At 30.1% G+C, this 15,914-nt stretch carries 18 protein-coding genes; 17 read left to right on the forward strand and 1 reads right to left on the reverse strand.

Annotated elements, in window-relative coordinates:
- The first annotated feature begins 1 nt into the window (after position 1).
- From SCHRY_RS00715 to SCHRY_RS00775, 14 genes are all read left to right on the forward strand, one after another.
- Positions 2–886, forward strand: coding sequence for an ATP-binding protein (locus tag SCHRY_RS00715; RefSeq protein ID WP_016338553.1), 885 nt, complete (start codon positions 2–4; stop codon positions 884–886).
- A 173-nt stretch (positions 887–1,059) separates the two neighbouring features.
- The gene (gene gap / locus SCHRY_RS00720; RefSeq protein ID WP_016338554.1) at positions 1,060–2,058 is read left to right on the forward strand and encodes a type I glyceraldehyde-3-phosphate dehydrogenase; all 999 of its coding nucleotides are present in this window, start codon (positions 1,060–1,062) and stop codon (positions 2,056–2,058) included.
- Between the two features lie 112 nt (positions 2,059–2,170).
- Positions 2,171–2,626, forward strand: a complete 456-nt coding sequence (locus tag SCHRY_RS00725; protein ID WP_016338555.1) for a hypothetical protein — start codon at positions 2,171–2,173, stop codon at positions 2,624–2,626.
- A 118-nt stretch (positions 2,627–2,744) separates the two neighbouring features.
- Positions 2,745–4,319, forward strand: coding sequence for a methionine--tRNA ligase (metG, locus tag SCHRY_RS00730; RefSeq protein ID WP_016338556.1), 1,575 nt, complete (start codon positions 2,745–2,747; stop codon positions 4,317–4,319).
- 12 nt (positions 4,320–4,331) lie between these two features.
- Complete coding sequence (gene mnmG, locus SCHRY_RS00735) at positions 4,332–6,209, forward strand: tRNA uridine-5-carboxymethylaminomethyl(34) synthesis enzyme MnmG (RefSeq protein WP_016338557.1); 1,878 nt, start codon at positions 4,332–4,334, stop codon at positions 6,207–6,209.
- 11 nt (positions 6,210–6,220) lie between these two features.
- Complete coding sequence (gene cysS, locus SCHRY_RS00740) at positions 6,221–7,540, forward strand: cysteine--tRNA ligase (RefSeq protein ID WP_016338558.1); 1,320 nt, start codon at positions 6,221–6,223, stop codon at positions 7,538–7,540.
- A 1-nt stretch (position 7,541) separates the two neighbouring features.
- On the forward strand, positions 7,542–8,858 hold the full coding sequence (trmFO, locus tag SCHRY_RS00745) for a methylenetetrahydrofolate--tRNA-(uracil(54)-C(5))-methyltransferase (FADH(2)-oxidizing) TrmFO (RefSeq protein WP_016338559.1): 1,317 nt from the start codon (positions 7,542–7,544) through the stop codon (positions 8,856–8,858).
- Positions 8,859–8,924: 66 nt separating this feature from the next.
- Positions 8,925–9,665: a 23S rRNA (guanosine(2251)-2'-O)-methyltransferase RlmB gene (gene rlmB / locus SCHRY_RS00750; RefSeq protein WP_016338560.1), complete on the forward strand. Its 741-nt coding sequence runs from the start codon at positions 8,925–8,927 to the stop codon at positions 9,663–9,665.
- A gap of 89 nt (positions 9,666–9,754) precedes the next feature.
- On the forward strand, positions 9,755–10,267 hold the full coding sequence (locus SCHRY_RS00755) for a hypothetical protein (RefSeq protein ID WP_016338561.1): 513 nt from the start codon (positions 9,755–9,757) through the stop codon (positions 10,265–10,267).
- A gap of 53 nt (positions 10,268–10,320) precedes the next feature.
- On the forward strand, positions 10,321–10,470 hold the full coding sequence (gene rpmG / locus SCHRY_RS05310; protein WP_083932347.1) for a 50S ribosomal protein L33: 150 nt from the start codon (positions 10,321–10,323) through the stop codon (positions 10,468–10,470).
- A 5-nt stretch (positions 10,471–10,475) separates the two neighbouring features.
- Positions 10,476–10,976, forward strand: coding sequence for a preprotein translocase subunit SecE (gene secE / locus SCHRY_RS00760; RefSeq protein WP_016338562.1), 501 nt, complete (start codon positions 10,476–10,478; stop codon positions 10,974–10,976).
- A gap of 31 nt (positions 10,977–11,007) precedes the next feature.
- Entirely contained in the window at positions 11,008–11,652 is a 645-nt protein-coding gene (gene nusG / locus SCHRY_RS00765; RefSeq protein WP_016338563.1) for a transcription termination/antitermination protein NusG, read from the forward strand.
- A gap of 32 nt (positions 11,653–11,684) precedes the next feature.
- The gene (locus SCHRY_RS00770) at positions 11,685–12,281 is read left to right on the forward strand and encodes a DNA-3-methyladenine glycosylase (RefSeq protein ID WP_016338564.1); all 597 of its coding nucleotides are present in this window, start codon (positions 11,685–11,687) and stop codon (positions 12,279–12,281) included.
- 6 nt (positions 12,282–12,287) lie between these two features.
- A complete protein-coding gene (locus SCHRY_RS00775) occupies positions 12,288–12,872 on the forward strand; it encodes an HNH endonuclease signature motif containing protein (protein WP_016338565.1) in 585 nt (194 codons plus the stop codon).
- Positions 12,873–12,905: 33 nt separating this feature from the next.
- On the opposite strand, the gene SCHRY_RS00780 is transcribed toward SCHRY_RS00775, so the two are convergent.
- Entirely contained in the window at positions 12,906–13,406 is a 501-nt protein-coding gene (locus tag SCHRY_RS00780; RefSeq protein ID WP_016338566.1) for an isochorismatase family protein, read from the reverse strand.
- A 95-nt stretch (positions 13,407–13,501) separates the two neighbouring features.
- On the opposite strand from SCHRY_RS00780, the gene rsmG reads away from it, so the two are divergent.
- The 3 genes from rsmG to SCHRY_RS00795 are packed head-to-tail and all read left to right on the forward strand — an operon-like array spanning position 13,502 to position 15,902.
- Positions 13,502–14,200 (forward strand): 16S rRNA (guanine(527)-N(7))-methyltransferase RsmG, encoded by a 699-nt coding sequence (gene rsmG / locus SCHRY_RS00785; protein ID WP_016338567.1) that lies wholly within the window; start codon positions 13,502–13,504, stop codon positions 14,198–14,200.
- Positions 14,201–14,260: 60 nt separating this feature from the next.
- On the forward strand, positions 14,261–15,031 hold the full coding sequence (locus tag SCHRY_RS00790) for a ParA family protein (protein WP_016338568.1): 771 nt from the start codon (positions 14,261–14,263) through the stop codon (positions 15,029–15,031).
- Positions 15,021–15,902, forward strand: a complete 882-nt coding sequence (locus tag SCHRY_RS00795) for a ParB/RepB/Spo0J family partition protein (RefSeq protein WP_016338569.1) — start codon at positions 15,021–15,023, stop codon at positions 15,900–15,902. The genes SCHRY_RS00790 and SCHRY_RS00795 overlap by 11 nt, the downstream gene beginning before the upstream one ends.
- Positions 15,903–15,914 lie beyond the last annotated feature (12 nt).

Consider the following 15,914-nt stretch of genomic DNA (forward strand, 5'->3'; position numbering starts at 1 on the left):
TATGGAAAAAACGGCATTGTTAGAACAAATTAATCACAACCCTGAATTGTTAGAAAATTTGGCAATAATTAAATTTCAGGGAGATGATAATTATCAAAAGTATGCAGATTTATTTAATGAGTATTTAAATAATTATCATTTTTGTGATAAAAATCCAAATTTAGAATTATGCCCGCAAAGCTTTAAAGGCTACAAATATTATTTTAGTTTTGTTAATGGGGCTTTAATGTTAACCCGTGTAGAATGTAATCACATGCTAGCTTTTAAAGAACTTAATCGTGTACAAAATAATTATTTGTATTTTGATTTTGCTCCCGAGTTATTAAAATTACGCCTAAAAGATATTAGTAAGGATTATAATTTTCATAATGTTCAACCAATTATTCCCGAAATGGTTAAATTTGTTAAAGGAGAACGCAAGAAAGGATTATATATTTATGGTAATCCTGGCATTGGTAAAACACATTTAATGATTAGTTTTGCAAACAAATTAGCGGAAAAAGATTTTAAAATTGCCTTTATTTCAGTTATTAATTTAATTAATAAAATTAAGGATTCTTTTAATAATGTTAATAACGATGACTCTTTTTTAGTTCAAACATTATTAAAGGCTGATGTTTTATTTTTAGATGATATTGGTGGGGAAGCAGTTTCTCCATGAGTTCGTGATGATTTGTTATTTCGTGTTTTAAACGATCGCATTAGTCGCCATAAACCAGTTTTCTTTACTTCAAATTTTTCAATTAATCAGTTATTGTTAATTTATGCTAATATTAAAGGAGAAAATATGGACCCAAATATTAATAAGATTAAAACTTTGCGAATTGTTGATCGGATTAAAGGCTTAGCAACGGAATTTGAACTATTGGGAGAAAGCCGTCGTTAAGGGGGATTTTTTCAAAAAAGAAAATAATAATTTTAGATAAGCATTCAAATAACTTGCAAAATAAAATAACAGGTTGTAAAATCATTATATGTATGCAATATTACCATTTTCGCAATGGTATGAATATTACAGACTATTTATCATAGGAATTTAGAAAGAGGAGAAGTTTTAAAATGACTAAAATTGCAATTAATGGTTTTGGGCGTATTGGTCGCTTAGTATTTAGAAAACTATTTGAAGAAAAAAATGTTGAAATCGTAGCAATTAATGATTTAACAGACGCTAAAACATTAGCAACATTACTTGAATTAGACTCAGCACAAAGATCATGAATGAGAGGAAAAATCTCAGCTGAAGAAGGTGCAATTATTGTTGATGGGAAAAAAGTTATTGTTTGTGCTGAAAAAGACCCAACACAATTACCTTGAGGGAAATTAGGAGTTGATATTGTAATTGAATCAACAGGAAGATTCACAGATCAAGCATCAGCGCAATTACATATTAATGCCGGAGCAAAAAAAGTAGCTATTTCAGCGCCAGCCAAAGGTGAAGGAATTAAAACAATTGTTTACAATGTAAACCATGGCATCTTAACAAAAGATGACAAAATTATTTCAGGGGCAAGTTGTACAACAAACTGTTTAGCACCAATGGCAAAAGTTTTAGATGAAAAATTTGGAATTGTTAAAGGATACATGACAACAGTTCATGCTGTAACAAATGACCAAAGATTATTAGACTTAGCTCATGATGACTTACGTCGTGCTCGTGCTGCTTTTGCTAATATTGTTCCAAGTAAAACTGGAGCAGCAGCAGCAGTTGCATTAGTATTACCTCAATTAAAAGGAAAATTTGATGGAATGGCATTACGTGTTCCAACAATTACAGGATCAATTGTTGACTTAGCAGTTGAATTAAACAAAAATGTAACAGTTGAAGAAATTAACGCTGCAATGAAAGCGGCTGCTAATGAAACATTTGGTTACAACACACAACAAATTGTATCAACAGATATTATTGGAGAATCACATGGTTCGATCTTTGATGCAACATTAACAAAAATTATTGAAGTAAATGGAAAACAATTAGTTAAAGTATACGCATGATATGATAATGAAATGTCATATGTATCACAATTAGTAAGAACAGTCGTTCACTTTGCATCACTTTAAGAAATAACTAAAAATATTTTAAAAGACCTTTGATAATAAGGTCTTTTTTTATGTTAAAATGATTACATGACGGAAGTAAGTATTAAAAATTAGAGTTGGAGGATATTAAACAATGTCACAGCAAAATATAAAACAGATGTATGAAGATATTAAAAGTCAACTAAAACTAATTATTGATAACGAAAAAATTACTGATTCAACAAATCCGATTATGATTGTTTATGAACATTTACAAAATTTACGTTATTCAGGACGAGTTGTTGATGTAACTGATTTTACAAATAAGCTAAATATTATTTTGGCGGATTCTTATAAAACATTATCATTAAGAATTAGTGGATTATTAACTTCGATTCGTGAGTTAGCGTATAGTTATTTTAAAGAAAAAGTTGATACAAAAAGTTATTATGTTATTTTAGAAGAAGAAAGTAAAAAGTTTTTAAAAGATACATATGGAAATAAGTTAAAAGACATTGATTTTATTTTCATCTTATATCATATGACAATTTTATTACAAAAAGCTTTAATGAGTATCTCATCACGAAAACTATCAGAAGTGACAGTTTAAAAAACAACAAATTTCTATTTGTTGTTTTTTAAAAACATTCTTTTTAAATTAATCATTTCTCGGTATAATAGAAATTGTAATTTAAAATAACAGTAAATTCCAAAGGAGGAAGTACCATATGTCGAAAACAGAAAAATTATTCTATGTCACAACACCAATTTATTATCCAAGTGCTCATTTACACATTGGCCATTCATATACAACTGTTTTAGCTGATATTATTAATCGTTATAAGAAATTGGATGGTTATGAAACGTTTTTTTTAACTGGTAGTGATGAACATGGCGAAAAAATTGAAAAAAAATCAAAAGCAGATGGTATTACTCCATATGAATTTACAACAAAGATTATTGCTAATTTTAAACATTTATGAGAAAAATTAGGCGTAGAATATAATAAATTTATTCGAACAACCGATCATGATCATGAAAAAGCGGTTCAAAAAATCTTTTCAAAATTATATAAAAAAGGTGATATTTATAAGGGCCATTATGAGGGAATTTACTGTGTTAGTTGTGAAGAATTTTTAACAGAAAGTCAATTAAATAGTGAAACTAGTCAATGTTTAGTTTGCCAAAATGTGCCAAAAAAAGTTCAAGAAGAAACTTACTTTTTTAAAGTTTCAAAATATAGTAGTTTTTTAGTTAATTATTATAATAGTCATCAAGGTTTTATTGAACCAGAAACAACAAAGAATGAAATGCTTAATAATTTTATTTACCCTGGTTTAACTGATTTATCAGTCACAAGAACATCTTTTTCATGAGGGATTCCAACAATTGAAGACTCAAAACATATTGTTTATGTTTGAATTGATGCATTGTCAAATTATCTAACAGCGTTAGGTTATTTATCAGATGATGAAACATTATTTAATAAATTTTGAAATAATGATAATGTTGAAATTTTACAAATTATTGGGAAAGAAATTGCCAGATTTCATACGATTTATTGACCTAGCATGTTAGAAAGTTTAGGGTTACGTCAGCCAGACAAAATTTTATCACATGGATGAATCTTATTTAAGGATGCAAAAATGTCAAAATCATTAGGAAATGTCATTGATCCGTTAGTATTAATTGATAAATTTGGTCGGGATGTTTTAAGGTTTTATTTAGGATTTGAAATCCCAACCGATAATGATGGGAAGTTTTCTTATGATTTATATTTAGAATCTTATAATACTAATTTAGCTAATAATATTGGAAACCTATCTTCACGTGTTACTAATATGATTGAAAAATATTTTGAGGGACAATTACCAGCTATTGAAAATCTTGATAATGCTTTAATTCATGAAATAAAAATTACAGTTACTAACTTTAAATTTTATATGGACAAATATAATGTTTCACGAGCAATTGGCAAAGTATTGTTATTATGCCAAAATGCTAATCGATTTATTGAATTTAGTAAACCATGAGAATTGGCAAAAAACGGTCAACAAGCAGAATTACAAGGGGTCTTATATACTTTAGCGTATGCAATTGTTGTTAGTGCTTTTTTACTACAACCAATTTTAATTGACACAAGTCAAAAAATTGCCAATCAATTTGGGGTTGATTTAGCAACATTATCATTTGATAATATTAATGATATTAAGAATATTCAGTTTAATAAAAAAATCACAAAAGGGGAAATTCTCTTTCAACGTCTTAAAATTGAAGATGAAATTACCAATTTAAATAAATAGGGAGGAGTTTAAATGGAATATGATGTAATCGTTATTGGTGCTGGCCATGCGGGAGTTGAAGCAGCTTTGGCGCCCGCTCGGATGGGGAAAGAAACTTTACTAATAACGCTAAATAAAAATAAAATTGCTTTAATGCCTTGTAATCCTTCAATTGGGGGACCAGCAAAAGGAATTGCTGTGCGCGAAATTGATGCAATTGGGGGCGAAATGGCCAAAGCAGCAGATCAAACTGCTTTACAAATAAAACTATTAAATTCATCACGTGGCCCAGCTGTTTGGGCTTTACGAGCACAATCTGATAAAATTGAATATTCAAAATACATGCAACAAGTTGTTGAAAGCCAACCATGTTTAACAGTAAAAGAAGGAACTGTTAGCGCTTTGGTAATAGAAGACAATAATTTTTGTTGTGGTGTTAAATTAGCTGATGGAACTATCATTAAAGCAAAAAAAGTAATTTTAACAACTGGAACTTATATGCAATCATTAGTATTACAAGGATCAAAAAAGATTTCCGAAGGTCCAGATGGTGAAGTAACAACAACCGGTTTGTCAGGGCAATTAGTAACATTAGGGATTCACTTATTCCGTTTAAAAACAGGAACCCCAGCACGAGTTTTAAATACTTCAATTGATTATTCCCAGGCAACAGAAGAACCAGGAAGTCCGATGGAATTAGCTTTTTCTTATTCAACAAAAACATTTAAGCCGTTAGCAGAACAAGAATTGTGTTGGTTAATTCATTCAACCCCATTAACACACCGAATTGTGGCAGAAAACTTAACAGCTTCAGCAATGTATTCTGGAAACATTAAAGGGGCAGGACCGCGTTATTGCCCTAGTTTTGAAGATAAAATTACCCGTTTTGCCGATAAACCTCGTCACCAAATTTTCTTAGAACCCGAATCAAAACAGTTAGATACAATTTATGTTCAGGGGTTTTCAACTTCAATGCCAATTGATGTTCAAGATAAAATGCTCCGTTCATTACCTGGCTTTGAAAATGTTGTTGTTTTAAAATGAGCTTATGCAATTGAATATGATGCTGTTGTTCCTACACAACTGCACCATACTTTAGAGGTTAAAAAAATTAAAAACTTATATACTGCTGGGCAAATTAATGGAACAAGTGGTTATGAGGAAGCAGCTTGTCAAGGTTTAATGGCCGGAATTAACGCTAGTTTAAGTATTGATGGACGACCACCATTTATTTTACGTCGAGATGAAGCTTACATTGGTGTTTTAATTGATGATTTAGTAACAAAAGGAACAGATGAACCGTATCGTCTTTTAACTTCTCGTGCTGAACATCGTTTATTGTTACGAAATGATAATGCCGAAGAACGTTTAAAACATTATGCCAAAGAATTTAATTTACTTTCTGATTCACAATGAATAGAATACCAGAAAAATTTAGCTGAAATGCAAGAGGTTATTGAAATTTTAAAAGCAACAACTTATACAATTAATTCTGATTTTGTAAAAAATTTAAATGCAAAGGGAATTAAAATTACGGCAACAAAAGTAACGGCATATGAGTTATTAAAACGTCCAGATCTTGACTTAAAATATTTAGAAGCAGAAATTGAGGCGCTTAAAAATTTAAAACCATTTTTAAAACAAAACTTATTAATCAATATTCGTTTTGAAGGTTACATTAATAAAGAAAAAGAGTTAGTTGCTAAAGCAATCAAATTAGAAAATAAAAAGATTCCTGGGGATTTAAACTATGACTTAGTTGAAAATTTAGCATTAGAAGCCAGGGAAAAATTTAAAAAAATTAAACCAGTTTCAATTGGTCAAGCTAATCGAATTTCGGGGATTACTCCGGCTGATATTCAAATGTTATTATTTCATTTAAAAAAAATTGGGTATGGACTTAATAATTAAGGAGCACTAAGATGAAAGTTTATAATACGTTAACGCGAAAAAATGAAGAAATTAACCAAACAAAATTTAATATTTACGCTTGTGGTCCAACAGTTTATAATTATATTCATTTAGGTAATGCACGGGCACTTATTAATGCTGATTTATTAGTTAACGTTTTAGAATTTCAACAGTATGAAGTTAATTACATCCAAAATTATACTGATATTGATGACAAAATTATTAACAAAGCGCTTGCTGAAAACAAGACAGAAGCAGAAATTAGTGCTTTTTATATTGATGCCTTTGAAAAAGACGTTACAGCATTAAATATTCGTAAACCAAATAAGATGCTAGCAATTAGTAATTATATTGATGATATTATTGCTTTTATTGCTGATTTAATGGCAAGGGGAGCAGCATATGAAAGTAATGGAAATGTCTATTTTGCAATTGACCAGTTTTTACTAGAATATGGTAAATTAGGGAATAAGACCATTGCCGAATTGAACCCGGGAGAACGAGTTGAAGCTGATTCAAATAAACGTAATGTTAATGATTTTACGCTTTGAAAAAAAACAATAGTGGGTATTTTATTTGATTCACCATGAGGGCAAGGACGCCCAGGTTGACATACAGAGTGTGCTTTATTAATTGATAAGTTTTTTAGTCATCAGACAATTGACTTTCATTTAGGGGGAATTGATTTAGTCTTTCCCCACCATGAAAATGAACGAATTCAATATTTAGCAAAAAATAATTGTGAAATTACTAAAATTTGACTTCATAATGGCCATTTAAATTTAGAAGAGCAAAAAATGAGTAAATCATTGGGCAATACGATTTTAGTCCGCGATTTTATTGCGAAATATGACCCAGCAACTTTACGTTATTTATTTTATTCTACTAATTTTTCTCAACCACTAAATGTAACCCAAACAGTTATTGCTTTTGCACAAAAAGAAACTGCGAAAATTTTTAATATTTTAAAAACCATTAATCTTTTCTTAGCAACAAATGATTTAAAATGTGATTTGAGTATCAAAGGGGAATTTGTTGGAAAAGCTTTAGAACAATTAAATAATAATTTAAATACTCCTAATGTTTTATCAATTATTAATGATATGATAAAAATTATTAATCAACAGTTACGTAATAATAAAATTGATTTAACAATTGTTGGTGATTTTTATAATATTATTTTTAACCTGTTAAATTTTAGTTTTACCTTACCAGTGATTACCCCAGAAATTAAAGGATTAATACAAGAATGACAACATGCCAAAGCTGTGCAGGATTTTGTTAAAGCTGATAAAATTCGAACACAATTAGTAGAAAAGAATATTCTTTAAAATGAAAATAAAAGAGGTTAATATAATTGGTGCTGGGCTAGCGGGGTGTGAAATTGCATATCAATTAGCAAAGCGCGGAATCAAAGTTAATTTATACGAGGGAAAAACAGTTCGCCAAAATCCAGTTCAAAAATTAGCTACATTTGCTGAGTTAGTTTGTTCGAATACTTTTCGTAGTAAGTCAAAAGAAAATGCTGTGGGAATTTTAAAGTATGAATTGGAATTATTAGATTCTTTTATTTTAAAAATGGCCAGACAAAATCAATTACCAGCTGATGATGCGTTGGCAGTTGATCGAGTTAATTTTTCAAACGATATTACAACCTTTTTAAAAAACCACCCGCTAATTACTATTTATGAAGAAGAATTCTTAACAATAAATCCGCGCGAAGTTACAGTGATTGCAACAGGGCCATTATCCTCACCAAGTTGAGAGCAACAATTAGAAACAATCATTGGGAAGAAAAATTTTTATTATTATGATGGTTCAGCACCAATTATTAACAAAGTTGGGATTGATTTTACAAAAGTTTATTATCAAAATCGCCATAATCAAGAAAAAGATTATTTGATTTGTCCAATGACCAAAACAGAATTTGAATTACTTCATCAACAATTAGTAACAGCAGAGACTGTTGGGTTAACAAGTTTTGAAAAATATTTTAAAGGATGCCAACCAATTGAAGTGCTGGCGAAAACTTCCCCAAAGATTTTATTAAATGGCCCAATGAACCCTAATCACTTAGCCCAAGATGGTCACCCCGATCCATATGCTGTTGTGCAATTGCGCCAAGATGATGTTCATGATTCATTGTATAATTTAGTCGGTTGACAAACAAATTTAACTTGGCCAGAACAAAAACGGATTATTAATAACTATATTCCTGGTTTATCAAAAGCTGTGATTCATCGTTATGGGGTATTACATAAAAATAATTATATTAATTCCCCAAAATTACTAAATCCTTATTTACAATATAAAGCTAATAGTAATATCTTTTTTGCTGGGCAAATTACTGGTGTTGAAGGTTATTTAGAGTCTGCGGCTTGTGGATTAGCTTGTGCATTAAATATTTATCAATATTTAACAAACCAGCCATTAATTCAATTCCCCAATGAAACTGTCTTAGGGGCGTTATTAAATTATGTAACAAATCCAAAGCATAAAGTTTTAAAACCAATGAAAGCAAATATCGGATTATTACCAACAATTAATGGTAATTTTAGTGATAAAAAAACAAAAAATTTAGCAATTTATGAACGGGCAATTATAAGAATAAAAGAAATTGTTGTAAAATATCATTTAAACAATAATTAATTGTGTAAAATTAGGAAGAGTTAAAAATGTTATTAGTAAATAAAACAGAATAAAAGAGGGAAAAGTATGAAAGAATATCTTTACATTTATGGAATCAATCCAGTTGTTGAAAGTTTACAAAATGATAAAATCTTTGTTGCGGAATTATATGTTGTTCAAAATGGTAATGAAAACCAAACAATTTTAAGCTTGGCAAAAAAACGGTTTTTGAAAATAAACTATTGTACAAAAGAACAATTAACAAAATTGGCTAATAGCAGCAATCATCAAAACTATTTGTTAGCTATTAAAATGCCAAAGACACTTACTATTGAACAATTAGTTGGACAATCGTTAAAAAAAGATCATCCATTTCTATTAGTTTTAGATCAAATTGTTGATCCCCAGAACTTTGGTGCAATTTTACGAACTTGTGATATGTTTAATGTTGATGGGGTTATTATTTTAAATAAACGCCAAGTTTCTCTAACCCCGAGTGCAGTGAAAGCTTCAGCAGGGGGATTTGCTCATGTTGCAATCAGTGAAGTTAATAATTTAACAAATGCGATTGAGTATTTAAAAACATGTGGTTTTTGAATTTATGCGACTGAGTTATCGGCAAAAGCAGTTCCAGTGGGAGATTTAAAATATGATACCCCGGTTTGTTTAATTGTTGGTAATGAAGGAAAAGGGGTTAGTCCAAAATTACTAAAACATGCTGATTTTAATGTTTATGTTCCAACAACTGGTCACTTAGATTCTTTAAATGTTTCTGTTGCAACAGCAGTTTTAATTTACCAGATTAAAATGCTTCAGCAAGAATTATAGCAGATTAGAAAGGCAGTGAGATAGCTATTAATGAATATGAATTAGTTTATTTATATCAAGAAGAGCAGAATGAAAAAGCCATTTTTACTTTGTATCAAAAATACCAAAAAGAATTAGAAATTGTAAAACGCCAAACGTTTTATAAGTATTTTTTAATTCCATTGGAATTAGATGATTTAGAAAGTTTAAAATACTGATCAATTTTAGAAAGTGCTCGTAATTACAATATGCGGGTAAAAAAGAAATTAAAAGATTATATTTTTCAACGTTATGTTTGAGATATCCATAAGCATATTCGTAAATTATTAAGTGCTAAACATAAAGTTCTTAATTACTGTGCCAACTATCAGGCCCAAGAAGGATTTGATGTTGCCAGTCCTGATAATTTTGTTCAAGATTTACTTGACCAAGAAGAAAAAGAACGTCTTATTATGGCAATTAAAGCAAGATTATCTGTTTTAGAAACCGAAATTTTTAATTTATGGTTAGCTGACTATTCCATTACTAAAATTAGTCAAATACTAGAACTTAATTATCGCCAAGTTGATAATGCAATGCAACGAATTATCCGGAAAGTAAAACAAATTTCAAAAAATTGTTAATCTTTGACTACCATTATTATAATTAATATACTATAATTAATTATGGTGATATTATGCGCGAAAAAATTATTTTAGTATGTCCTGATTGTTTACAACGTAACTATTCGACATTTAAAAATAAAACAACTCAAAAAGAAAGATTAGAAATTAGTAAATTTTGTAAAACCTGTGGTAAACATACGAAACATAAGGAAACGAGGTAACGGCAATGGTAAAAATTGATAATAACAAAGATTTTGAACAAGAAGTTATTATAGAAGAAGAAATTATTGAAGTCATTGTTGATGACAATAAAGCAAGAAAGCCAAAAACAAAATTATCAAAAGAAGCGAAAAAAGCTGAAAAAGTTGCTCGAAAAAATGCCAAAGCAGCGCAAGTTTTTCAACGTCAGCAAGCTGCCAAAGCATCGATTCATGTCGGAAAAAAAGGACCAGCAGATTTAGCCGCGCCAGATGGGTCAGGGAAAAAGAGTTTTTTTAACCGAAAAACTGAGAAAAAGAAAAAAGCTGAAAAAGTTAATTGAAAATTAGCTTTCCGTGAATTTCCAGTTAAGATGGCAAAAGAAGTTAGCCGAATTCGTTGAGCAAGTAAAGGTAGTTTAGGACGCAAGTTTCTAATTACAATTGCTTTTATTGCTGTTTTTGCAATCTTTTATCTAGCCTTAGACCAAGTTCTATTTAATTTATTACATGTAGCAAAAATTATCTAAAAAGAAAGAAATAATAAAAGGAGTAAAACCAATGTTGGAAGAAAAAACAATTTTAGAAGAACAACAAGAATCAAATAATAGCCAGTTAGAAACAGCTGATGACTTGATGAAATATCCTGGAAAATGATATGTTATTAATTGTTATTCAGGCCATGAAGACCGGGTAAAAGATGACTTAATTCAAAGAGTTGAATCATTAAATATGAAAGATGTTGTCTTCGATATTAGAGTGGTAAAAGAAGTTGTCCCAGCCAAAAAAGGGAAAAAACCAACGGAAAAAAACTTATATCCGGGGTATATTTTTATTAATATGATTATGAATGATGAAGCTTGATATATTGTCCGTAATACAACCGGTGTTACAGGATTTATTGGTTCATCAGGACGGGGGACAAAACCATTTCCATTAACAGATCATGAAGCACGCTCAATGCTAACAAAATCATTAGCAGCCAAAGCGGAAGATAAAAAAGCAGCAAAAAAAGTAAAAAAAGTTTTTGTCGCAAATTTTAATTTAAATGACTATGTTAAAATTTTGTCAGGACCATTTATCAATATGGAAGGACAAGTTACAAAATTAGATAATTCAAAAGGGATTGCAACAGTTACTCTTGAAATGTTTGGTCGTTTAACTCCAACAGAAGTTGAATTTGATCAGTGCGAAAAATTAGGTTAAAAGCATTTTAACTTTCTTTTTTTCTTGGACCAATGATTAATTTTAAAAACCGCATTACAGCTCCAACATTTTTTACTCCCAATGCTTGTACTGTTGCTGAACAATTATTAGGAAAGTATCTAGTTCGTGTTATTAATAATAAACGAATTGTTGCAAAAATTGTCGAAGTTGAAGCATATGATGGGGCCGAGGATGATGCTAACCACGGATTTAACAATCGTCGAACAGTCCGCAATGAACCATTATTTTGATCGGGGGGCTTTGCTCATGTTTTTTTAATTTATGGTTGTCATAATTGTTTTAATGTGATTACAGATCAAAATGATATTCCCAGCGCCGTTTTAATTCGGGCTGGGGAAATTATAATTGATGAACGAGATCCTAACTTTGTTCCAAATCCTCAATTAGCTAATGGACCGGGAAAGTTTTCTCGATATTTAGCAATTGATCGTGGCCTTGATCGTGTTGATTTAAGAACTAGTGAGGAGATTTATTTAATTGATAATCTTGCTGTTCCATTGGCAAATATTATTAGAACACAGCGAATTAATGTTGACTATGCGACGAATTATAAATCAAAACCATATCGGTTTTATATTAAAGATAACAAGGCTGTATCGAAAGGATAAAATAAAGTGAGTAATAAAAAAGAACACGAAGAAGTTTGAAAAACCCATCCCGAGTTTCCCTATTATGAGTTTAGTAGTTTAGGACAAGTTAGGAATAAAATAACAAAAGAAGTTAAAGAATTAAAACGACCAAAAAATAGTAATTATTATGTTTTACGACGTAAAGATGAGGGTAAAATTAAAACAAAGTTTTTACATAAAATTATGGTTGAATTATTTATTGGTCCTGTTCCACCAAATATGACAATTGATCATATCAATGGTAATCCCCGCGATAATCGAGTCGCTAATCTTGAAATTGTTACTAAAAAAGAAAATACTCGTCGCCAAATTAAAATGTGATCACATCCCCATAGTTTTTACAATCGTGATTTAGTCGCTGCTCACAGTGAAAAGCGTTGAGTTTATAATGGTAAAATTTATAATTGAATTGAAATATTAAAATTATTACATGCCCAAGGCATCATTTATTATCAAGTAAAATGAGAAAGTGGTAAAAATGGGCGAATCGGGCGATTACCAAATGGGGAATTTATTCAACGTGTTAAAAATATTGAAAAATGACAAGATGAAAATCTTGATGAGTTTTAAAAAACAGTTCCTTTGAACTGTTTTTTTTGTTTTTTAAAAAGTAATTTTATTTTCCAAACCAACACAATAATCTAATAACACTTCCCCTTGGTAATTTAATTTAATGGCGTCTTTTAAAGTTGCTGATACGCAAACATCTAAGGCAACCCCAATAATTGAAATCATTGTAATATTATTCGCTTTTAAAAATTCATCTAAGCCATTACTTGTTTGATCATCATCAAAAAAAGCACTATAACTATCTGAATTTTGACGGGTTCCTTTCATGATTATTTTAGTAAAACTTGTTTCGGAAAGATGATATAGTTCGGCCCCAGGAGTATTTTGACGACAATGAGGGGGTCAGATTGTAAAAGAACAGTGATTTTCGGGATGAAAATCTTTTGTTGCAATAACAAGATTATTTTCCTGCTGGTATTGATCAATTAAGGCTTTGATTTTTGGTAAAAGTTGTTCGGCATGACGAACATACAATGAACCAGTTGGATTAACAAAATCATGTTGATAATCAACAACAATTAGAGCTTTTTTCATTTTTATTTCCTCGCTTTTATTATTTTCCTAATTACTTATAATAATATCAAAAATATCTTGATATAATAAGAAAGCAGTTGGAAAGTGGTGATTAAATGATTGAAATAATTAAAAAACACTTGCCAGAGTTAACAATAACAACCCAGCAAGCCGAGCAACTTCAAAAATATTATCAATATTTAATTGAACAAAATGCCTTAATGAATCTAACAACCATAACTAATGAAGAAGAAGTTTACTATAAACATTTTTTAGATTCTTTATTATTACTAAAAAAATATCATTTTACAGATGGTATGTTAGTTTGCGATGTTGGAAGTGGGGCTGGTTTTCCAGGTATTGTTTTAAAAATTTTTGTTCCACAGATAAGATTAACAATTATTGAAGCTCTTGAAAAAAGGTGTCGTTTTTTACGCAATTTAGTTCAAACCCTGAGCTTAACTAATGTTGAAATTATTCATGATCGTGTTGAACAATATAGTCGTTTGCATCCCGAACAATTTGATCTTGTTTTGACCAGGGCGGTCGCTAATTTGAGTGTCTTATTAGAACTAGTTTCTCAGTTAGTAAAAGTAACAGGAACAGTCATTTGTTATAAAGGGCCAAAAGTACACGAAGAAATTAATGGCGCGCAAAAGACTTTCGGGGAATTAAATTTTGTTTTAACAAAAACAGACCATGAACTGGTCACTGAAATTGGGGAACGCTATTTTTGTTATTTTACAAAAATGAAAAAAACGCCGTGAAAATACCCCCGTCATTTTAATCAAATAAAAAAAAGCCCAATTGGCTAAACTGTTATATAATAATATTATGAAACAATTGTTAAATAACGAAGAAAAAGGAAGGAATTTATGGGAAAAATTATTGCAATTACAAACCAAAAAGGAGGGGTTGGGAAAACAACCACTTCAATTAACTTGGCAGCGGGATTAGCTCGTCATGGTAAAAAAATTCTTTTAATTGATATTGACCCACAGGGAAATGCAACAACAGGAATTGGAGCAAATAAAGATGAAATCCAAGAAAGCATGTATGATGTTTTGATTGGTCAAGCAACGTTAAAGAGTATTATTATTCCAGAAGTTATTGAAAGCGTTGATTTAGCTCCTGCGACAATTTCATTAGCGGGGGCTGATGTTTATTTAATGGAACACTCGGAAGAAAATCAAAATATTTTATTAGAACGAATTAAACCAGTACGAGATAATTATGATTTTATTTTAATTGATTGTCCCCCATCTTTAGGATTAATCAATCGTAATGCTTTAGCATGTGCAGATTCAGTATTAATTCCAATTCAAGCTGAGTATTATGCTTTAGAAGGATTGGCACAATTATTGAGCTCAATTCGTTTTGTTCAAAAAATGTTTAATAAAGATTTAACAATTGAAGGAATTGTCTTAACAATGTTTGACTCAAGAACAAAATTATCATTTGAGGTAATGAGCGAAGTTAAAAAATACTTTAATGAAAAAGTCTATAAAACACATATTCCCCGTAATATTAAAATTAGTGAGTCACCATCACATGGGTTAAGTATTTTTGAATATGACAAAGGTGGAGCCGGAGCTGTGGCCTATGAAGAATTAGTGAAAGAGGTGTTAGCAAATAATGGCAAATAATAAAAGTAGATTAAGTGCAAAAGGATTAGACAAAATTTTTGGCGAAGGAATTACTGATGTTATTAACGAAATCGAAAATAATGAAGAGTTAAAAAGCAGTGCAACAGAAATTATCTTAGCGCAAGTATTACCAAATCCCCATCAGCCCCGAAAAGTTTTTAACGATGAAGAGTTAAAAGAATTATCAAAATCAATTATTGAACATGGTTTAATTCAACCAATTATTGTTAAAAAAACAACGAATGGTTATTATTTAGTAGCAGGAGAACGTCGGGTACGAGCAGCGCGACTAGCTAATTTAACAAAATTACCAGCAATTATTGTTGATTTTAATGATCAGCAAATGAAAGAAGTAGCGTTGATTGAAAACATTCAGCGTGTTGATTTAAATGCGATTGAAGAAGCAATTGCATTTAAAGAATTACTTGATTTATTAAAATTAACCCAAGATGCATTAAGTGAAAGAATTGGGAAATCACGTAGTCATATTGCCAATACAATTCGCTTATTAAGTTTGCCAAAAGAAGTACAAGACTATGTTTTAAATGGAAAATTAACAATGGGACAAGTAAAACCATTAATTAGTTTAAAGTTAAGTGATAATGAGTTAAAAAGTTTGGTTGAAAAAATTGTTAGCGATAATCTTAGTGCTCGTCAAGTTGAAGATTTAGTAAAAGAACAACAAGGTGGGGGGGAAACAAGTACTGCCAAAAAAGTTCAAAAACGTTCAATTAATGAGTTTTTGGAAAATAAAATCATGCGCAAACTAGGAACAAAAGTGACAGTGGAAGAGAAAAAAATTATTATTAATTATGTTGGAGTCAAAGATTTAAACCGTATTTTAGAAATTTTAGGTTTAACAGATGACTAAAAAATAGTAGGG

It is taken from the genome of Spiroplasma chrysopicola DF-1 (assembly GCF_000400935.1).
GTDB classification, from domain to species: Bacteria; Bacillota_I; Bacilli_A; order Mycoplasmatales; family Mycoplasmataceae; genus Spiroplasma; species Spiroplasma chrysopicola.